Below are 20,875 nucleotides of genomic sequence, written 5' to 3'. Positions count from 1 at the left end.
CCTGTGGATGTCATCGTAATTTGCTTTCTCTGAGCATGATCTGTTTTTGCCGCTGTGTCAGTTGTTTGGTGGCATTCACGCCACGCAACAGCAACATGTGATTGCGTACGGCGGCTTCTACCAGTACCGCAATGTTGCGTCCGGCCGCAATCGGGATAATGACCTTGCTGATCTCTACATCCAGCACTTGTTGCGTCTGCCGGTTGGCACTGAGCCGGTCCAGGTCTTGCGGTTTCAATTCGTCGGCCAGCTCCAGCTGTATCATCATATCCAGCGGCTTGGTTGGTTTGACTGCATTATCGCCATAGAGTGCGCGGATATTCAAAATGCCAAGACCCCGCACTTCCAGAAAGTCTTGCAACAGCTCCGGGCAGCGGCCTTCAATGCGTTCGGGCGAGACCCGGTAAAAATCCACAATATCATCTGCCACCAGCCGATGACCCCGTGAAATCAGCTCGAGCGCCAGCTCGCTTTTACCAATCGCCGCACTGCCGGTAATCAGCACACCAAAGCCTTGTACTTCCATAAACACACCATGCAGGCTGGTGGTTTCTGCCGTCGCCACCGCCAGATAATGGCTGAGTAATTCCATCAGTTGCGGGCTGATCATGGGTGTCGTGAATAAGGGGGTTTGCGATTGTTGTGCGGCTTCCAGCATGACCGAGGGTACTTTTTCACCATTGGCGACCACGACCATGGCCAGGTCGGTTGAAAACAGGTTGCTTACCGCCTGTTGCATGGCCAGGATGCTGAGCCCACCGAGGTAGTCCATTTCGGCACAGCCCAACACTTGCACCCGGTTGGGGTGCACAAAATTCAAATGCCCGACCAGAGCCAGTGAAGGCTTGGTCACAGTGCCTGAATTGAGAATTTTCTGACCGCCAGACTCGCCTGCTACCCATTTCAATTTGAGTTTGCTGCGAATCTGCTTGTATAAATCGGCTACGGAGATTTGAGCCATAAGTTGTTAACGCATCAACAAAGTGTTGGACTCATTTTACAACTGAATTGATTCGGGTGGCGTGAAACGGCGTAAAAGTAGCGGGGGCGGGGTGAATTCTCTACCCGGTCGGGTAGAGAATGGCGTTAAGGCTTATGAGCTTAACTGGTGTTTCACAGCGCCACCGGATTTGTGGTGGTCGCCATTTTTTTCCTTGTGTTTCACGACCTGGCGGTCAAGTTTGTCGGTCAGCATGTCGATGGCACTGTACATGTTTTCGTCTGAGCAGGCGGCGTGTAAGTCGTTGCCTGGCACATGCAATGTCGCTTCAACCTTTTGGGCAAGCTTTTCAACAGACATGGTGACTTTGACATCAATCACATGATCAAAGTGATTGCTGATACGCGAGAACTTCGATGATACGTACTCACGCAGTGCTGGAGTGATTTCTAAATGGTGTCCTGTAAGTTGTAAATTCATGACAAACTCCTTGTTTTCGGAAAGGGTCTTATCGAGTGTTTGCTGGATCATTCAGCAAATGTTGGATAGATAAGACAGTTTCAGTTTACTCTTTTGAAAAACAGATGCAACCCGGAAGTGAGCGGGGTTTTTGATCTTCATCAGCGTTTATGCGGCTATTGTTAAGGCGTTGTCAGGGCGAGATGCTAACGCGCTTTTCTCAAGGTGAGGTTAATACGTTGCGGGCCAATGAGCAGGTGCTGCCCAGGCTGGACTGGCGCGACACCATGATAAAACCGTCTGCTGGCGCCGCCCCAGACCACCACATCGCCATGCACCAGCGGGATTTTCACCGGCTTGTCCGTCCGCCTGGGGCCGCCAAATAGAAACGTGGCGGGCAGGCCGAGCGACACTGACACAATCGGCTGCGTAAAATCCTGCTCATCTTTATCCTGATGCAAGCCCATTTTGCTGCCGGGAGCATACACGTTGATCAAACAGCTGTCGGGCACAAAGCCGGCATAGCCTGCCTGCTGCGCGGCGGTCGCAGCCAGCTGTAAAATCACCTCCGGCATTGCTGGCCAGGGTTGATGGTTGGCGGGGTCAGCCGCCTGGTAGCCATAGCCAGCCGCACTGCCTACCCAGCCCCAATCACCCATGCTGCTGGTGCGCACTGACATCGGGTAACCCATGGGCGTCATCATCTGCCGGGCCGGATGGGCAGACAGATGCTGTGCCAGACAAGGCCAAAGTACTGGCATGCAGGGCAGCGCAAAGCCGGATAACCAGCAGGCACCCGGGGCCAGCATCACTTTAGAGGGGGTGTCTTGTGCAAATAAGTCCATGCGTTCTCGCGGCGATTAGGGCATCCACACCAACGTGACATTTTTCTGTTTTGCCAGCCGCTGCATGTGGGGAATGGCGCGCTCCAGTTGCAACAGGTAGTCTGCAGCCGATTCCTGATGAAATCCCAAGACCATGACGGCAGGGGCCTGGTTCAATAAAGCTTCAAACAGGCGCAACAGTTGTTGCGTGTTGGTGTAATCCGCCAGGGCGGCGTTATCCGGGTATTCCATCAATTGATAAGACAAAGCATACGGTTGTTCCAGCGGTGTGCTGCCCGCATGCAGCTGTTGCAATCCCTTGATCAGGGGACTGTCGCTGGGCCAGCGCGTGGTCAGCAAGCGCGCATCAATGCGCGAGCTATCCCAATAAAAGCCATTCGCAACCAGGGCGGCTTGCAACTTGGGCCCCAGTTGCCAGGCGCCGGCGCGGAAATGCCGGGGACGGTTAAAGCCGTTTTGCACCATCAAATCACTGCTGCAATGTACTAGCCGCGTCAGCTCGGTCTCGCTGTAAGCAAACTCCAGGCTGACAGAATGACCGCAACTGGCCTGTCTGCAATGTTCATCGCGGCCAGAAATCGAGGGCGTGGCCTGATAGGTGAGCCCGCAATACTCAACCAATGTGCGCATGGGGTGCAGATGCAATCCCACCGTGTCCTGCGGTAAAAACGTGCTGCGAATCAGGCTGCCTACCTGGGCGCGATGGACCCCAGGCTGGATAAAATAGACCGGATTGACCAAATGCAACATCGGAATGTCTGGAAACTGCTGCCGAAAGCGTTGCATGGCCTGTAGATTGTCTTCATCCAGCGACAAGCCTTCCCAATCGACGGTGATCCAGAGTTGCATGGTGTCCGCCGCCATGGCGGGGGATGTCAGCAGTAATGCCAGTCCCAGCAACAGTCTCTGGATCACGATGCGCATCTTAGCCTCGCATGAGCTTCTCGAGAGTTATTCCTGGGGACACTTGATGGTATGGTTCACAATGTTTCCATCCACCAGATGGATCGTTTCCTCGCCCAAGCGGCATTTATTGTCGGCGTCCATGGTCCAGGTATTTTTATAGGTTTGTTTATAACGCGTATTGTCCCAAGACCAGTGCGTCTCACTCCCTGCCGCTGCATCGCCGTCGGTTTCGCCCAGTTTTTGGTAGCCATCAAATTTTTTGTCTAATACGGCCACCTTGATTGCGGCAGGGGTATGCCAAATGAGCTTGGCCGCCGCCCCTCTCATTTGAAACAACCACACCGGGCAAGCGGCATCGCGGCACAGGCAAGCATGTGCTGGTTTCACCAAATAAGCTTTTGCCGTTTTGCTCAGGCGTAACACTTGCGTTTCCAGTAAAGCGGCAGGCTTGGATTCCCCGCAACTGGCACTATTGGCCACCGACGGCTCTTGCGCCAGCAAAGTCACGATGGCCGAAGGCATTTTTGCCGGTTGCCTGAATGGCTCTTTGGTGACGAAACTTTCCTCTGCATGTGCGCAAAGCGTCACAAACCAGAGAAAACACAAACTGAATACTGAAATACGTGATGTCATGAAAATAAACCTTTAGTTAAGGGGCAGACTGCTTGCGATAGCAGGCAGGCATCTTACCCGATTAAATCTTGCCGCATTTAATCGGTTGCTTAAGACTTGCGGGTGCGCCCCATCTATATCGGCAGAGTCGCACGGAGTCAACGACGGCTCATCAGCGTTACCGCCTACTGCCTGATTCACCGCACCCGCTTGCAGATTGTAGGCGATTTTGCACGCCGCAGCCATGTGAAGCGATAGCGTATAATCTTGCCTATGTCTTTGTCCATCCGCCAGATTCTTGCCCATCAGGGCTATGCATTCCCCAAGTTGCTTGCCTACCGCATCCTCATGGTGCTGTCGTACCAGATGATGATGGTTGCCATCGGCTGGCATATCTACGAGTTGACACACGATCCCTGGTCCTTGGGGCTGGTCGGCCTGGCAGAAGTGGTCCCTTACATGGGTAGCGCGCTGTTTGCGGGGCATGCCGTGGATCATTACTTCTCGCGCCGCGGTTTTGCCGCCGTGTCGGCTTTTTTTCTGGCGGTGAACGCCGGGTTACTGGTGATGATTACGCAACAACAGCCAGCACATACTGCCTGGTGGATCTATGGCACGGTCTGCCTGACCGGCTTTGCACGTGCGTTGATCTCCCCCAGCTATAACACGCTATTTGCCCTGATTATCCCGCGTGCCTCCATCGCCAAGGCCTCTGGCATCGGCAGCTCCATGTTTCAGATTGGGCTCATTGTCGGTCCCGCCATCGGCGGTTTGCTGATTGGGTTTGCTGACAAATCTATCGCTTATGGGCTGTCTGCACTGCTGGCACTGGCCGCCTGTGTGGCTGCGCTGGCCTTGCGCGTGACCGAGCACCATAGCCATGAGCCAATGAAAGTCTTTGCCAGCATCGCTGAAGGCTTGCGCTTTGTCCGCCGTACGCAAGTGGTGCTCGCCGCGCAACTGCTCGATATGTTCGCCGTGCTATTTGGCGGTGCTGTCGCCATGCTGCCTGCCTTTGTGCACGATATCTACCAGATGGGCCCCGAAGGCCTGGGGTTATTACGTGCCGCCCCCGCACTGGGCGCCATTGTGTCCGGCATCTGGCTTGCCAAACACCCGATTCATGAGCACAGTGGCCGCTGGCTGCTGTTTGCCGTGGCCGGTTTTGGTGCGTGCATGATTGCATTTGGCTTGTGCACCAATTTTGAATTAGCCATGCTGATCCTGGCCATCTCCGGCATGATGGACGGCGTCTCGGTGGTGTTACGGCAAACCATTCTGCAACTGGCCACGCCCGATGGCATGCGCGGCCGCGTCTCGGCCATCAACGGCATTTTTATCGGTTCTTCCAATGAGCTAGGTGCGTTCGAGTCCGGGCTCACCGCCAGACTCATGGGGTTGGTGCCCTCGGTGGTGTTTGGGGGCTGCATGACGCTGGCAGTGGTAGGGGTGACGGCGTTCAAGGCGCCAAAACTGCGAGATCTGCACCTTTCGCAGTTGCACTGATTGTGGTGTGTAGGCCATGCGCGATCTCGAAGCCTTGTTTCAAGCCCTGCAACGCTCCGATTTTCGCGCACGGTTCAAATTAAACCCTAAAGACCAGCAGTATTTGCAACAAAAAGGGTTGGCGGTGGTGCTAGACCATGCAGAAAAATTTATTGCCGAGCGGCTGGCCCCGGCTACTCCGGCCAATGACGGTCAGCAAACGCCGATGCGCGGACATCCGGTGTTTGTCGCGCAGCATGCTACCGCCACATGTTGCCGAGGATGTTTATCCAAATGGCACCAGATTCCTGCTGGCCGAGCGCTGACCCTGGAGGAACAGGCGTATCTGGTGGTGGTGATTGAGCATTGGCTGGCGGCAAACTTACAGCAAGCTTAATTTGGCACCGTCTTTGCGAACATTCGGGCTGCATCAATATCAATCATTCAGGCAAATCGGTTAAGATGTTGCGCGTGGGTGAGCGGTGGCTAGGGCCACTACTGCCTCTATCTTTAGTTAGTGGAGCGTGTGTTGCAATGAATAAAAAAATGATGCGGATTGTCACCCTTGCCATCGCGGTAATTGCGTTTGCCTGGGGGATTTATGAGATACAGATTCCGCACAAAATGGTGGCTATGGCGGCATTTGCCTTGACGCTGATGGCGCTGGCGGTGAATTATTTTGGCATTGAGGTGTTTGAGAAGCAGCATCGTGGCCTTTCCCTGGGCATGCTGATTTTTCTGTTTGGCTTTTATGCGGTCATGAATGAATACAAGCCTGCCGGTACGATATTGACTGTGGACCAAACCCGCTATGAAGTCGGTGCACAATTGATGGAGGTTGACGGCAGTGCGGCTTGCGGCAGCCTGAGCGATGCGCGCGAGGCTTTGCGTGAAGCGGCCAAGAGCTGTTTCGCGTTGTCTAAGGACAAGCGCGTCATGTGGTTTGGCAACAAATCAGTCCCGCCGCGCAAACCAGCAGATTTTGGTTTGACCGTGCCAGCCAGCCAGCAACCTTTAGACGGTTGTGCAGCTTGGGTCGCCGTCATCAGCCAGCAATGCCCGACCTATTTGGGCGCACTGGACCAGCGTTCACTGGATAACCTGCTCGGCAAATAAGCCCCATTCTAATAACTTGCCCGTGGCTAGCCTGTTTGGTTAGGCACGGGTGAGTGCTTGTCAGCGTCACGCAATATACGGCGCATCTCTTCACGACTCCTCCCTCCGGCGCTCTGCTACCGCGCTCGTTACGCACACGCCTGTTTAAACAGGAATTGCTATATCCTGCAGCAAGGGTATTTGTCATGGGGAGGCTCGCTTTGAGCGGATTGGCTGAGTGGTGTTTACTCGTTATTCAACTTAGGCTGTGTACCATATGCATCGGTAAGACAGCACATGTGCCATGTAGCCTACTTGCGTGCCGAGGTCGATTGAGTGCTCTCAAGCATTGCTACGCTCAGGTGGTCTAGGTGACTTAGACAAAAGTGATGGTTTAAGGCGTGGATTGATTTCTCAGGACAACAAAAACAAAGGGATTCCGTTTTGCGGAATCCCTTTGTTTTGTCAGATCGCGAGCTTTAGACTGGGCGATCTGCTTAGGCTTGGTTTGGGTAACGCTTAACGCCAGCCACCGCCCAAAGAACGATAGAGATTGATCATGGCAGACATCTGTTGCTGCTTGGTGTCTATCAACTCCATTTTGGCATCCAGCGCATCACGTTGCGTCAGCAGCACTTCACCGTAATCCGCGCGGGCATTTTTAAACAGCTGGTTGGCGACGTCAATCGACTGCGTCAACTGGTTAACCTGGTCGGTTTTCAGGCTGAAGTTTTTGCTCAGGTTATCGACGTTGGCAATTTGATTCGCCACTTCCATATAAGCATTGATGATGGTTTGCTCATACTCGTAAGCTTTTTCAATTTGCGAGGCACTGGCATTTTTATACTCGGCAATGATCGCGTTCCGGTTGATCAATGGCCCCATCAAGCCCGCGCCCAGTGAAGCGCCCAGTGCATCTGGGATATTCAGCAAATACTGCGGCTTGAAGGCCTGAAAGCCCAGTCCGGCGTTCATGGTGAACGAGGGATAGAAGTTAGCCCTGGCCACATCAATATTCAGCTTGGCCGCTGCCAGTTCGAGCTCTGAGCGACGGATATCCGGGCGGTTGGCCAGCATTTGTGATGGCAGGCCAGTCTCGACTGCTTTAGGCTGTAGTTCCATGAAGCCATCGCTGTTGCGTGCAATTGGTTGCGAGGTGCGACCCAGCAGCATATTGATGCGGTTCTCAGCCTCGGTAATTTGCTGCTTGATCACGTACTGCTTGCTCTGGTTCTTTTTCACTTCGGCTTCAAACCGTTTGACCGCAAGTGAGGTTGAGCGCGCGTATTTCTGCAGTTCACGAATCACATTGAGCGCATTCTGCTGAATCTCAATGTTTTTTTGCAGCGTCAGCAACTGGTTATCCAGCGCGACCAGCTCGTAGTAGCTGTTGGCCACCTCAGCCACCAAATTGGTGACCAGGAAGCTTTTGCCTTCTGTGGTCGCCATGTAGTCGAGCACGGCAACTTGTTGTGCATTACGCAGTTTGTGCCAGATGTCGACTTCCCAGGAGGCTACCAGCCCAAACTGGTAGTCGCCAAGAAAGGTCGGGAAGGATTGATTATGAATCTTGAGGCCATCTTCGACCGCACCCAGCCGGGTAAACTTGCTGGTTTTTTCATAATTGATGCCACCACCGGCATTCACAAAAGGCAGGTAAGCACCGCGTCTGGCCTGAATTTCGTTCTGCGCCATCGAGATACGCTGCGCCATCATCTGGATCTCTTTATTGTTGGCCACGGCCGTATCAATCAGAGAGACCAGATTCTGGTCCTGGAAGAACTCTTTCCAGCTCACACTGGCACTGCTTTGGGTGTCGGCCGCGGCCGCTTTACCACTATATTGCGCGGGTAAGGCGGTGTCGGCCTCCTTGGTCATGATGTTGGGGATCGCACAGGACTGCAGCATGGCTGCAACTGCACCGCTTACCAGCCAATACAGATATTTATTAGTGGTCATGTTCGTCTTCTTCTTCATGTCTGTTGTACTCGTAGGACTCAGTCAGTGGGTTCTGATCTTCCTTGCGGATCAGCGTTTTACCGTCCGCCAAGCTGGCGAATATATAGTAAAGGCCAGGAATCACGACCACACCAAAGAGCGTCCCGAATAACATGCCGCCCAAGGCCGAGGTACCGATGGTCCGGTTACCAATCGCACCGGCCCCGGTCGCGACCGTCAATGGAATCAGGCCGGCAATAAAGGCAAACGAGGTCATTAAGATTGGTCTGAAACGTGCTTTTGCCCCGGCGATGGCGGCCTCTTTGATAGAGGCGCCTTTTTCACGCGCCTGTACCGCAAACTCTACAATCAGCACTGCGTTCTTACCAAGCAAGCCCACCAGCATGATCAAGCCAATCTGCGCATACACGTCATTGGCCAACCCGGTCATTTTCAGCAACAGGAAGCTACCGAAAATACCAACTGGCAACGACAGCATGACCGCAAACGGAATAATGAAGCTTTCATATTGGGCGGCCAGCACCATGTAAACGAATACCAGCACCACCATGAAAATAATGATGTTTTCATTGCCACGGCGTTCTTCGTCAAAGCTCAAGCCTTCCCAGCCCACTGAGTAGCCTTTGGGCAGAGATTTAGCGGCTTCTTTGATGGCATTGATTGCAGAGGCTGTGGTGTAGCCTTCAGCAGGCTCGGCACGCAGCGCTGCAGAGTTAAACAGGTTGTAACGGGTAATTTCGTTAGGACCCTGTTGTTTCTTCATAGTCATGAAGGCTGAGTAAGGCACCATCTCGCCATCTTCATTGCGCACATAGTAGTTCAGGATGTCGCTAGGGAAGCGGCGGAACTCAGGCGCAGCCTGGGTATACACCCGGAAGTAGTAGTTAAAGCGGATGAAGGCCAGTTCAAAGGTACTGCCCACCAGCACGTCGAGGTTGTCCATGGCATCGGCAATCGTGACTTTTTTCTGCATGGCACGTTGCGGATCAATGATCAAGTCGTACTGTGGATAGTTGGCCGCATAGAATGTAAACAAACCGGTTAATTCTTTGCGTTTTGCCAGGGCCTTCATGAAGTCTTTGTTGATCTCATCAAACTTCTGGTAGTCCAGCGAGCCGGTTTTATCCAGCAAGCGGAAGGCCAGACCGGAAGCGGTACCATAACCAGGCACTGCAGGCGGTTCAAAGTACTCAATCCGCGCGCCAAAGTTTTCGGTGGCTTTCTCCAGTAATTTGAGTACGTCGGCAACCGTCTCTTTACGTTCTTCCCAGTCCTTGAGGTTGATAATACAAGTACCCGCGTTAGAGCCGCGCCCTTCGGTCAGCACCTCGTAACCCGCCAAGGCGGTCACAGACTGCACTGCAGGAATTTTCTTCGCTACTTTTTGCAGCTCTTGTGACACCTGATAGGTGGTTTCCAGTGTTGAGCCTGGAGGGGTCTGGATAATTGCATAAATCATGCCCTGGTCTTCACCGGGAATGAAGCCCTCTGGAATGATTTTAACAATCGAAACAATCCCGAAAGAGAACAGCCCAATCACCAGAAAGGTGATCGTGCGCTGAGTCACCAGTTTTTCAAGGAAGGCCGTGTAATAATCAGTTACCTTGTCAAAGCCCTTGTTGAATATATCCAAAAACAGGTTGATCGGGTTACGGCTTCTGGGCTGGCCATGCGTATTCTTCAAGATCATCGCGCACAGCACGGGGGTCAGGGTCAGCGCAATAATGCCTGACAACACGATGGAGGACGCCATGGTGATCGCAAACTGGCGGTAGAACACACCCACCGGACCCGGCAGGAAGGTGATCGGCACAAATACCGAGGTCATCAGCAAGGTGATCGCGACCACCGCGCCGCCGATTTCACCCAATACACGTTGTACCGCGGCGTAAGGGCCGACATGGTCAGAAGCCATTTTGGCGTGCACCGCTTCCACCACCACAATCGCATCGTCCACGACCACCCCGATCGCCAGCACCATGGCAAACAGCGTAATCAGGTTGATACTCAAGCCGAACGAGCTCATCACGGCAAACGCCCCGATCAGCGAGATGGGCACCGCGATCAACGGAATCAGGGTAGAGCGCCAGTCACCGAGGAAAATGAACACCACCAGTGATACCAGCACAAACGCTTCAACCAGCGTATGCAAGACCTTGTGGATAGAAGCATCTACAAAGCGTGACACGTCGTAGTTGATTTCATAGGTCATGCCAGCCGGGAAGGTGGGTTTGAGCTCTTCCAGCGTTTTCTTGACGTTTTCAATCACTTCTTTCGCGTTGGTGTTGTAGTTTTGCTTCAACACAATCGAGGCAGAAGGATAACCGTCTTTGTTGGAGTAAATGTCGTAGAACTCACTGCCCAGCATGACTTTGGCAATGTCTTTCAGGCGCAGAATCTCACCTGAGGGGGTGGAGCGGATCACAATATTTTCATATTGCTCAGGCTTTTCATAGCGGCTGGCGCTGTAGACCAGGGTGTATTCCTTGGCTTGCGCCTGCAGGCCCGAGCTTTGCCCCAAACGGCCAGGACGACCAATCAAACTCTGGTTGGACATCGCATCCATGACTTCTTTGGAAGACACGTTGTAAGCCCGCATGCGGTCAGGGTTTAAATACACCCGCATGGCATATTGGCGGCTACCCAAAATCTGCGCCCAGGCAATGCCGTTCACGCGCTGGATTTCAGGAATCACGTTAATTTGTGAGTAGTTGTAGAGGAATTTCTGGTCCGCGTTTTTATCGGTACTGTACATGTTCACGTACATCAACATGCTGGGCTGTACCTTGTTCAGGATCACCCCTTCCAGTTGTACCAGCTGTGGCAGACGGTTGATGACCTGGTCCAGCCTGACCTTGGTGTTCACCATCGCTTCGTTCGGGTCTACCCCCTGGTCAAAATAGACCTGGATGGTGGCTTCACCCGCACTGGTCGCGTCGGACACGATGTATTTCATGCCGGGCACACCGTTAATGGCGCGCTCCAGTGTAATCAGTGACGATTGCACCAGCACGCTGGCGCTGGAGCCAGGATAAGCCAGGAAGATCAATACGCGCGGTGGCGCAATGTCTGGAAACTGCTCGACCGGCAGACTTTTAATGGACAAAAAGCCAGTAAACGTCAGGAGCAGGGACAGTACGATGGCCAGTACTGGGCGTTTGAGGAATATGTTAAGCATATGTGTTCACCTGATGTTTCGTTATTCTGCGTACAGCTTCAGTTCAGGAACAACCTTGTCGGGTGTTTTAAAGTCCTCAATGATCTTGTCACCTTTGGTGACGCGGCGCAGGCCTTCAATCAACACATGATCGGTGTCTTGCAGGCCGCTCTCGATGATGGACATGTCTTGAATGTCAGCCGCCACTTTAACCAGTCGTTGTTCCAGTTTGTGATCCTTGCCTACCACGAACACATATTGCTGGTCCAGAATTTCAAAAATCGCTTTTTGTGGAATCAGCATGGCGTTTTTGTAAGGGATATCCATCATGATGTTACCGGTCTCGCCATGACGTAACAGACGCTCGGGGTTCATGAAGCCTGCCCGGAACTCGATGTTACCGGTTTTGTTGTCAAAGTCGGCTTCGATGGTTTCGATGACCCCCTGCTGGTTAAACACCTGGCCATTGGCCATGCGCAGATGCACCTTGACCTGTTTTTCATCTTCATGACGGGCTTTAAAGTCCAGATACTCGGATTCTGGCACGTTAAAGTAGACCCACATTTTGCTGATGTCAGACAGTGTGGTCAGCAAGTCACCCTCTTGCATCAGGCTACCTTTCCGCACAAACAGGTGGTCCATGATGCCGTCAAACGGCGCATTGATGTCGGTAAAGTTCAAGTGTGTCTGGTGCAGGTTCACTTCAGCCAGCGCCTTGTCGAGTTTGGCTTTGGCAATCGCCAGCTCGTTTAGCGACACAACATTTTTTTCGGCCAGTGCCTTGGTGTTTTCGTATTCAATCTGAATGGCATTGGCCTCAGCCTTGGCGCGCATCAATTCCGCCTGATAGATATTCGGCATGATCTTGAACATGGGCTGGCCAGCTTTGACATATTTGCCTTCGTCGACAAAGATATCCTGCAAATAGCCACGCTCCAGCGCGCGCATTTCAATATGCCGGATGGCATGGATCTGGCAGACATACTCTTTAATCAGCGTGGTGTCTTTGCGCATCGGGGTGGTGACTTCCAGTTTGGGAAGCTCTTCCTTGGGCGCTTCTTCTTTATGACAAGCGCCTAGCAGGGAGCCAAGCAAGCCTAAAACGATTAAGTGCTGTTTCATCATAAGTGTGTTCTTATCTTAATTAAATTGAAGAGGAATACTGGTTAAACAGCCATCTGGCATCTTGTAGGCGTATGCCGCCAGGGAATGTTCACCCACCGTTGGACTCTGGGCGCCAGTACCATGTCACCGGGCATGATGCAGGACAGGGAGGGCGCATCGGTTACAAACACTATCAACTTGAATCGGGGAGTAACAGCATGCGCATGGGCACAGAGTGGCCTAAACAGATGTGGGGGGAGCCCGTGAGTGCAGGTGGCGAACCACCGTGCGGTGTTTGATCAGGCGCTGACGGGGCAAAGCCAGTAGCGCAAACGGAATCACGCAGGCAATGACGAAGCTTGCGGGCAGGTTAATCAAAGGCACTAATGAGGGAAACGGCGATTCGCCATCGGCTGAAGGTTCGCTGACCTCGGCAATCCGCACGCGCACCACATCATCACGGTAGCTGGAGTGGTCAGAGAACTCTGCCACCAGGGCCACCCCGAGCACAGCCAGCAGCACTGTGACGACCCACAGTCTGAGCTTGTATGCGGCTGTATTCAGAGGTTTATCCATATATTCAGTGAATGGCTATCATCAATGGTTGTTAGTATGGGGTGTATGTTTACGGTTTATTGCTGTGATAAGGCACTGTTTTCACTGGCTAATCGTTTTGATCAGCCAGGTGACGCTTTCACACATTGATCGCCGTAAATGGGATTTACAATGCTTACATTAAACCCTTTTACGTTTGGAATGACAATACGATTTTGCGCCAAGTTCGGCCAAAATGGCCGTTTGTAAGCTGGGTGTCAGCTAGAAGCCCAAATGTGGGCGTAAATAGGTCAATACGATGGGCAGGCCGATGGCACTGATCACGCCATTGAGCCCCATCGCCATGCTGGCAAACACCCCGGCTTCTTCATTGACACTAAACGCGCGCGTAATGCCCAGACCATGCGCGCCCACCCCAATCGCCGTGCCGCGTATCCACCACTGCTGAACTTTGACCGCATTGAGGATATACGGGGCCAGAATCGCCCCCAGCATGCCGGTGATCACGGTAAACACCGCCGTCAGCGTCGGCGACACGTTCAGGCGCTCGGCAATGCCCATGGCAATCGGCGCCGTCACCGATTTGGCATACATGCTGCCCACAATGTTGTCGGTCGCGCCCATCAGCTTGGCAATGGCCACCGCGCTGGCAATGGACACCGTACTGCCCACGGTGAGCGCCACCCAGATATGAAAAATCTTGCCTTGCATGCGCTTGAAGCCGTTGTAAATCGGCACTGCCAGGGCGACGGTCGCCGTGCCCAGCAAAAAGTGCACAAACTGCGCACCTTCAAAGTATTTTTCATACGGCATGTCCAGCAGGTGGATGGTCAGGCAGGTGAGCAGCACCGAAATGGCGACGGGGTTGACCAGCGGATGACGCTTGGCGCGCACATACAACAGGTAACCGAGCTGATAACTGGCCAGCGTAATAATCAGTGCAAACAGCGGGTCACCCGACAGGTAGACCCAGATTTCGGCAATTGGCAGGCGCTTACTCATGGCGGTGCCCCTTATTGCGCTTGAGTGAAACATACCAGAATAGTTTGAGCACAATGGCGGTGACGGCAATGGTCAGAATCACGCTCACCAGCAGGGCAGTGCCTACCGCCAGGGCATGCGTTTGCAGCTCGGGCAGAAACAGCAGCACGCCGACCGAGGCAGGTACAAACAACAATCCCAGATGCTGGCGGAAACTGTCGGCCACCAGGCCGAGGTCGGCATTCACCTGCCCACGGGCACATAAAAACACCAGCAAGAGCAGCAGGCCCAGCACCGGTCCGGGGATGCCGGGTAAAAAGAATTTACTGAGCAGCTCGCCCAGCCCCTGCCATAAAAAAAGTTGTACCAAGCCTGAAATCATCTGTGAATCCGTTTGTCTGTGTGGTCCCTGCGTGATGGATAAAGCCATACGCCCTTGAATCAGCGCTATGTTAAATGCATTTTTTTATTTCGCCTATCCGGTTTAGGCAAGCTCGGGAGTCACCCCCAATCTTCCTGATTCCGCCTTGCGCCGACAGGCAAGGAGCCGCCTTGTGCTTGTGATAAAATATTACTTTTGTTTTCAAGTTGATACGCATGACGCAACTGCCGGTTTCCGCAACTGAACAATGGCTCCGTGAGGCGCTTTCCCAACGCATCCTGATTCTGGATGGTGCCATGGGTACCATGATCCAGCGCTACAAGTTGACCGAAGCCGATTACCGTGGCGAGCGCTTCAAGGATTTTCAGGGCCCGGCAGGCGAACGCGAGCTGTTTGTCAAAGGCAACAACGAGCTGCTGACACTCACGCAACCGCAGGTGATTCAGGAAATCCACGAGCAATACCTGGCGGCCGGGGCCGACATCATTGAAACCAATACCTTTGGTGCCACCAGTGTGGCGCAAGATGATTACCATATGGCGCATCTGGTGTACGAGATGAACGTACAGGCCGCAAAACTGGCCAAGGCCGCCTGCGTCAAATACAGCACGCCGGATAAGCCGCGTTTTGTGGCAGGCGCCCTCGGGCCCACGCCAAAAACCGCTTCGATTTCACCCGACGTGAACGACCCCGCGGCCCGTAACGTCAGTTTTGACCAGCTGGTTATTTCTTACCTGGAACAAATCCGTGGCCTGGTCGAAGGCGGGGCCGATATCCTCATGGTGGAAACCATTTTTGATACGCTTAACTGCAAGGCCGCGCTGTTTGCCATCGACAGTTTCTTTGAAGAACAGGGCAAGACCTGGCCGATCATGATCTCGGGCACCGTGACTGATGCCTCTGGCCGCATCCTGTCCGGCCAGACCGTCACTGCCTTCTGGCATTCGGTACGCCACGCCAGACCGCTCACCGTCGGCCTCAACTGTGCACTGGGTGCGACCCTGATGCGCCCGTATGCCGAAGAGCTGAGCAAGGTCGCCGATACCTTTGTCTGTATCTACCCGAATGCGGGCCTGCCCAACCCGATGAGCGACACTGGCTTTGACGAAACGCCGGACATCACCGCCAGCCTAGTCAAAGAATTTGCGCAAAGCGGCTTTATCAATATTGCCGGTGGCTGCTGCGGGACCACACCACCGCATATCAACGCCATTTATAACGCGATTAAAGACCTGCCACCACGCCAGGTGCCAACCCTACCGGTGACGACCAAGCTGTCAGGCCTGGAACCGTTTGTGATTGATGAGCAGTCGCTGTTTGTCAACGTTGGTGAGCGGACCAACGTCACCGGCTCCAAAGCGTTTGCGCGCATGATCATCAACGAGCAATACGAAGAAGCGCTCAGCGTGGCACGCCAGCAGGTGGAAAACGGCGCCCAGGTCATCGACATCAACATGGATGAAGGCATGCTGGATGCGGTCAAGGCCATGACGCACTTCCTCAATCTGGTTGCCTCCGAGCCGGACATTGCCCGTGTGCCCATCATGATCGACTCCTCCAAGTGGAACGTGATTGAAGCCGGCCTCAAGTGCGTGCAGGGCAAAGCCATCGTCAACTCTATTTCGATGAAAGAAGGCGAAGCGGAGTTTTTGCGCCAGGCCAAATTGTGCCGCCGCTACGGCGCTTCCGTCATTGTCATGGCGTTTGATGAAAAGGGCCAGGCCGACACGTTTGAACGCAAAACTGAAATCTGTAAGCGTGCTTACGATTTGTTAGTCAGCACTGGCTTTCCGCCTGAAGATATTATTTTTGACCCGAATATTTTCGCCATTGCCACCGGCATTGAAGAACACAACAATTACGCGGTGGACTTTATTGAAGCCACGCGCTGGATCAAGCAAAACCTGCCTTACGCCCGCATTTCCGGCGGCGTATCCAACGTCAGTTTCAGCTTCCGCGGCAACGAGCCGGCGCGTGAAGCCATTCATACCGTGTTCCTCTACCATGCGATTAAAGCCGGTATGACCATGGGTATCGTCAATGCGGGCATGGTCGGCGTCTATGACGATATTGATCCGGAATTGCGTGAGCGCGTCGAAGACGTGGTGCTTAACCGCGTGGTGGACCCTGAGAATCCATTAGCGGCCACTGAACGCATGATTGAGATTGCGGGCACGCTGGTCGCTGGCGGCAAAAAAGCCGAAGCGACTCTGGCCTGGCGTGGCACACCTGAGAACCCGGTGCCCGCCACCAAGCGCCTGGAATATGCGCTGGTGCATGGCATTACCGACTTTATCGTCGCAGATACTGAAGAAGTGCGTCAGGACATCATGAGCAAGGGCGGCCGCCCGATTCATGTGATTGAAGGGCCGCTCATGGACGGCATGAACGTGGTCGGTGACCTGTTTGGCCAGGGCAAGATGTTTTTGCCGCAGGTGGTGAAGTCCGCGCGTGTGATGAAGTCTGCCGTGGCGCACCTGATTCCGTTTATCGAGGAAGAAAAAGCCGCCGAAGAACGCCGCACCGGCATGGTCGCCAAGCCCAAGGGCAAAGTGGTGATTGCCACGGTCAAAGGTGATGTGCACGATATTGGCAAAAACATCGTCTCAGTGGTGTTGCAGTGCAACAACTTCGAGGTGGTGAACATGGGCGTCATGGTGCCCGCCGCTGAAATCCTGGAGATGGCCAAACGCGAGAATGCGGACATCATCGGCCTGAGTGGACTGATTACACCATCGCTCGAAGAAATGGCCTATATCGCCAAAGAGATGCAGCGCGACCCGCACTTTGTTGAGCAGCAAACGCCCTTGCTGATCGGTGGCGCGACTACTTCCCGTGCACACACCGCGGTGAAAATTGCGCCCAATTACACCGGCCCGGTCATTTATGTGCCCGATGCCTCACGCTCGGTCAGCGTCATGCAAAACCTGCTCACGCCAGAAACGCGCGGGGCTTACCTGGCCGAGATTCAGGCCGACTATGAAAAAGCCCGCCAGCAACACGCCAATAAAAAAGGCGTGCCCATGCTAAGCCTGGCCGAAGCACGCGCCAATGCCGCGCAACTCACTTTCACGGGTGACTATGCGCCACTGAAACCCAAGTTTATCGGCCGCCGCGTGTTCAAAAACATCGACCTCGCGCTTATCGCGCAATATATCGACTGGGGCCCTTTCTTCCAGACCTGGGACCTGGCCGGGTTTTATCCCGCTATCCTGCAAGATGAAGTTGTCGGCGAAGCTGCCACCAAGGTGTTTGCCGAAGCGCAAGTCATGCTCAAGCGCATCATCGATGGCCGCTGGCTCAGCGCCAATGGCGTGATCGCCTTGCTGCCCGCCAATCAGGTGAATACGGACGATATCGAAATCTACACCGACGACAGCCGCAGTCAGGTCGCCTTGACCTGGTACGGTATGCGCCAGCAAACGCAAAAACCGGTCATCGACGGCGTCGCCCGCCCCAATCAGTGCATGGCCGACTTTATTGCGCCTAAAGGGGTCGATGATTACATCGGCCTGTTTGCCGTCACCGCGGGTCTGGGCATGGAAAAACGCCTGGCCGAGTTTGAGAAAAACCACGATGACTACAACGCCATCATGTTCAAGTCACTGGCCGACCGTTTGGCTGAAGCTTTTGCCGAATACATGCACGAGCGTGTGCGTACCGATTTCTGGGGCTATGCCGCCGATGAAGACTTGAGCAACGAAGCGCTGATCAAAGAGCAATACCGCGGCATCCGACCGGCGCCTGGCTACCCGGCCTGCCCGGACCACACCGTGAAGTCCGAGATGTTCAAGGTGTTGCAGGCAGAAGAAATTGACATGCAACTCACCGACAGCTACGCCATGATTCCGGCGGCGGCTGTCAGTGGCTTCTACCTCGCGCACCCTGAGTCGCGCTATTTCAGTGTCGATAAGATTGGCAATGATCAGGTGGAAGACATGGCACAGAGAAGGAATGTGGATAAGGCTTGGTTGGAGCGGTGGTTAGCGCCTAACCTGGGGTAAAGGGGTTGATGGCAGATAAAAAAGCGCACACTAGTGCGCTTTTTTGTTGGGTTTAAAAGGTCATGATATGGATTGGCAGGCCGCTGATTGGCTCAAAATGAGACTCTTAGGAGGTAGGGTGGGCATGCATGCCCACGCGGATGATTTCTTGTCGTATGGAATGGTCTTTTTCGCCTCTAGGCGAGTGACTTTTCTTTGCTTGCCCAAAGAATAAGTCACCAAAAGAAATGCACCCTAGCTTCCGCTTGTTCCCTGCGTTGCTCACCAAAACAAGCGGTCACGAAACTCGACCTGGCAGATCACAACATACGTGAGCTGCTGCGGGACTCGAACAGTCGCTCCCTTTATTCTTGTTTTGCCTGCGCTACTTGGCGCGGCAGATAGGGGCCCATGAAAAGCAGACGCTTTCACTTGAGTGGAATTCTTTGCATTGCATCACGCTCCATCACCGTGAAAAACTAGTTCTAGTTTCAGCTTTGAAGTGGAAAGTTGCCTAGCGCACTGAATTTAACATGCCCAATAAACGTCCCATCGTGGTGGGGTTAAACGGGCCCCTATCTGCCGCGCCGAGTAGCGCAATCAGCATGGGAGTTTTCGTCCATTGCCTGTTTGAGTTCCGCAACAAGCCACGAACTGTGTGGCTTGTCAGGGCGAGTTTCAATGGACGCCCACGCTGATGAGCAACGCAGGGAACAAGCGGAAGCTAGGGTGTCTTGTTCTTTGCCTTCTTTCTTATGGACAAGCATAAGAAAGAATGGTCGCCTAAAGGCGAAAAAGAATGCCGCAATTGAGCGCAAAATTTTTCGAGTGCTCCAGTCACTCTGCGCTGGAAGAGTCACCTTTTCAATAACGGCGCGATCGCCGCCATCAACCTTTCCGTTGTCCCTCTATGCTGCAAGGTAAACCCCTTTGCTGCTTCCGCCATTGTTCGCACTCTCGTTTTATCTGCCGCCAAGGCAGCAACCATGCCATGCAACTCACTTACATCCTTTAGCTGTACCGCCGCATCCGCCATGACCGCCGCTTGCGCCACTTGCGCAAAATTAAACATATGCGGTCCCAGTATGGTCGGCACGCCCATGGCGGCGGCTTCAATCAGGTTTTGCCCGCCCAGCGGCTGCAGGCTGCCGCCCATCACGGCAAAGTCGCTGGCGGCATAGTAGGTGTACATTTCGCCCATGCTGTTGCCCAGCACGACTTGCACATCGGCAGGCAAGGGTTGGACCAGTTCGGTGCGCAACACATAGCGCAAGCCACGGGCTTTGAGCAGCGCTTCCACCTCGGCAAAGCGTTGTGGATGGCGGGGCACCAGCAGGGTGAGCACATTTAGGCCTTGCACGGCGTCGAGAATCAGCGATTCTTCGCCTTCGCGTGTGCTGGCGGCCATGCATACCGTGCGGTGTGGGCCTAGTTGCTGGCGCAAGGCCGTCCCTTTGTCGGTGCTGTCTGCGGGGGGCGTGACATCAAACTTGAGGTTGCCGCAAATCATCGGCTGGGCGGCGCCCAGGGTGTGCAGGCGTTCGGCATCGGCCTGGGTTTGGGCGGCGATGAGGGTGAGTTGCTGCAAGCCCTGGCGGGTGAGGCTGCCGAGTTTGGCATAGCCACGCGCGGACTTTTCCGAGAGGCGGGCGCTGAGCAAGGCCATGTGCAGATGCTGGCGGCTGGCCTGGTCAATTAAATGAAACCAGAGCTCGGTTTCCATCAGCACGCCGAATACCGGTTTAAAGTGTTTGAGAAAGCGCCTGGCTGCGCCGGGCGTGTCTACCGGCAGGTAGGCTTGCAGGACACGGCCACTGGCAATCTCGGCGCTGAATAACTGGCTGCTGGTCGCGCGGCCGGTCGGCGTGCCGTGCGTGATCAGCAGCTGGTGTTGCGGGTAGGTGCTCAGCAAGGCGTGAATCAGCGGTTGCGTGGCACGTGTTTCACCCACCGAGACACAATGCACCCAGATCAGCGGATCACGCACCGATTGGCGGTAAAAGCCGTAGCGCTCAGCCACATGCTGGCGGTATTCCGGCTGCTTGAGGCCGCGCCAGAACAGCTTGAGCGGCAGCAGGACGGCAATCACGGTCATGAGCAGGGTATAGACAAATCTAGGCATGGCGGTATTTTCGCATATTTGCCCAACACTGACCTGTTGCGTATTGCCGACACCAGCAAAAGCAGGTGAGTGATGACTCACCTATGCCGTAGCGCCTGTTTCTATCACGCTTAAAAAAATGCAAGATGTTGCACGCAAAAAAAGCATCAAAAAAAGCGCAAAAAATCGGTTGACGGCAACTAGCTATAGGCATAAATTATCGCCAGCAACACAAGATATTGTGTTTGTGTCAGGGCCCGCACCCATGTCGATGTGCAGGCCGGGCAAGCCGCATAAATACACAACAAAGC

Annotated in this window: 16 protein-coding genes; 4 read left to right on the top strand and 12 right to left on the bottom strand. The window is 54.0% G+C overall.

What is annotated here, in order from left to right; translation table 11 throughout:
* Window positions 1-10 precede the first annotated feature (10 nt).
* The 5 genes from hprK to GOC95_RS14020 form a co-directional block, all read right to left on the bottom strand.
* Window positions 11-961, bottom strand: a complete 951-nt coding sequence (hprK, locus tag GOC95_RS14040; RefSeq protein ID WP_194748956.1) for an HPr(Ser) kinase/phosphatase — start codon at window positions 959-961, stop codon at window positions 11-13.
* Window positions 962-1,093: 132 nt separating this feature from the next.
* On the bottom strand, window positions 1,094-1,420 hold the full coding sequence (raiA, locus tag GOC95_RS14035) for a ribosome-associated translation inhibitor RaiA (protein ID WP_194748955.1): 327 nt from the start codon (window positions 1,418-1,420) through the stop codon (window positions 1,094-1,096).
* Between the two features lie 185 nt (window positions 1,421-1,605).
* Window positions 1,606-2,244, bottom strand: coding sequence for a DNA oxidative demethylase AlkB (gene alkB / locus GOC95_RS14030; RefSeq protein WP_275357892.1), 639 nt, complete (start codon window positions 2,242-2,244; stop codon window positions 1,606-1,608).
* Between the two features lie 15 nt (window positions 2,245-2,259).
* Window positions 2,260-3,168, bottom strand: coding sequence for a hypothetical protein (locus tag GOC95_RS14025; RefSeq protein WP_275357891.1), 909 nt, complete (start codon window positions 3,166-3,168; stop codon window positions 2,260-2,262).
* Window positions 3,169-3,195: 27 nt separating this feature from the next.
* A complete protein-coding gene (locus GOC95_RS14020; protein ID WP_275357889.1) occupies window positions 3,196-3,783 on the bottom strand; it encodes a hypothetical protein in 588 nt (195 codons plus the stop codon).
* Window positions 3,784-4,035: 252 nt separating this feature from the next.
* On the opposite strand from GOC95_RS14020, the gene GOC95_RS14015 reads away from it, so the two are divergent.
* The 3 genes from GOC95_RS14015 to GOC95_RS14005 all read left to right on the top strand — a co-directional run bounded on the left by GOC95_RS14015 (window position 4,036) and on the right by GOC95_RS14005 (window position 6,363).
* Window positions 4,036-5,268: an MFS transporter gene (locus tag GOC95_RS14015; RefSeq protein ID WP_275357888.1), complete on the top strand. Its 1,233-nt coding sequence runs from the start codon at window positions 4,036-4,038 to the stop codon at window positions 5,266-5,268.
* A gap of 16 nt (window positions 5,269-5,284) precedes the next feature.
* Window positions 5,285-5,644, top strand: a complete 360-nt coding sequence (locus GOC95_RS14010; protein WP_275357886.1) for a DUF4186 domain-containing protein — start codon at window positions 5,285-5,287, stop codon at window positions 5,642-5,644.
* A gap of 137 nt (window positions 5,645-5,781) precedes the next feature.
* A complete protein-coding gene (locus GOC95_RS14005; protein WP_275357884.1) occupies window positions 5,782-6,363 on the top strand; it encodes a hypothetical protein in 582 nt (193 codons plus the stop codon).
* Between the two features lie 498 nt (window positions 6,364-6,861).
* Here GOC95_RS14005 and GOC95_RS14000 read toward each other — a convergent pair whose 3' ends face one another.
* The 6 genes from GOC95_RS14000 to GOC95_RS13975 form a co-directional block, all read right to left on the bottom strand.
* Window positions 6,862-8,301: a TolC family protein gene (locus GOC95_RS14000; protein ID WP_228518856.1), complete on the bottom strand. Its 1,440-nt coding sequence runs from the start codon at window positions 8,299-8,301 to the stop codon at window positions 6,862-6,864.
* Window positions 8,291-11,479: an efflux RND transporter permease subunit gene (locus GOC95_RS13995; RefSeq protein ID WP_275357883.1), complete on the bottom strand. Its 3,189-nt coding sequence runs from the start codon at window positions 11,477-11,479 to the stop codon at window positions 8,291-8,293. Before GOC95_RS13995 ends, GOC95_RS14000 begins: the two co-directional genes overlap by 11 nt.
* Before the next feature lie 21 nt (window positions 11,480-11,500).
* Entirely contained in the window at window positions 11,501-12,583 is a 1,083-nt protein-coding gene (locus GOC95_RS13990) for an efflux RND transporter periplasmic adaptor subunit (protein WP_275357881.1), read from the bottom strand.
* A 219-nt stretch (window positions 12,584-12,802) separates the two neighbouring features.
* A complete protein-coding gene (locus GOC95_RS13985; protein WP_275357879.1) occupies window positions 12,803-13,138 on the bottom strand; it encodes a hypothetical protein in 336 nt (111 codons plus the stop codon).
* 240 nt (window positions 13,139-13,378) lie between these two features.
* On the bottom strand, window positions 13,379-14,119 hold the full coding sequence (locus GOC95_RS13980; protein WP_275357877.1) for an LrgB family protein: 741 nt from the start codon (window positions 14,117-14,119) through the stop codon (window positions 13,379-13,381).
* Window positions 14,112-14,480 (bottom strand): CidA/LrgA family protein, encoded by a 369-nt coding sequence (locus GOC95_RS13975; RefSeq protein WP_194748945.1) that lies wholly within the window; start codon window positions 14,478-14,480, stop codon window positions 14,112-14,114. The genes GOC95_RS13980 and GOC95_RS13975 overlap by 8 nt, the downstream gene beginning before the upstream one ends.
* A 215-nt stretch (window positions 14,481-14,695) precedes the next feature.
* Here GOC95_RS13975 and metH point away from each other — a divergent pair, with 215 nt between their 5' ends.
* Window positions 14,696-18,484: a methionine synthase gene (metH, locus tag GOC95_RS13970; protein WP_275357875.1), complete on the top strand. Its 3,789-nt coding sequence runs from the start codon at window positions 14,696-14,698 to the stop codon at window positions 18,482-18,484.
* Window positions 18,485-19,319: 835 nt separating this feature from the next.
* On the opposite strand, the gene waaA is transcribed toward metH, so the two are convergent.
* A complete protein-coding gene (gene waaA, locus GOC95_RS13965) occupies window positions 19,320-20,666 on the bottom strand; it encodes a lipid IV(A) 3-deoxy-D-manno-octulosonic acid transferase (RefSeq protein WP_343223997.1) in 1,347 nt (448 codons plus the stop codon).
* Window positions 20,667-20,875: the final 209 nt, after the last annotated feature.

Source organism: Methylophilus sp. YYY-1 (genome assembly GCF_029132825.1).
Classification (GTDB): Bacteria; Pseudomonadota; Gammaproteobacteria; order Burkholderiales; family Methylophilaceae; genus Methylophilus; species Methylophilus glucosoxydans.
The sequence above is the reverse complement of the archived record's forward strand: the minus strand, read 5'-3'. Positions and strand labels throughout refer to the sequence as shown.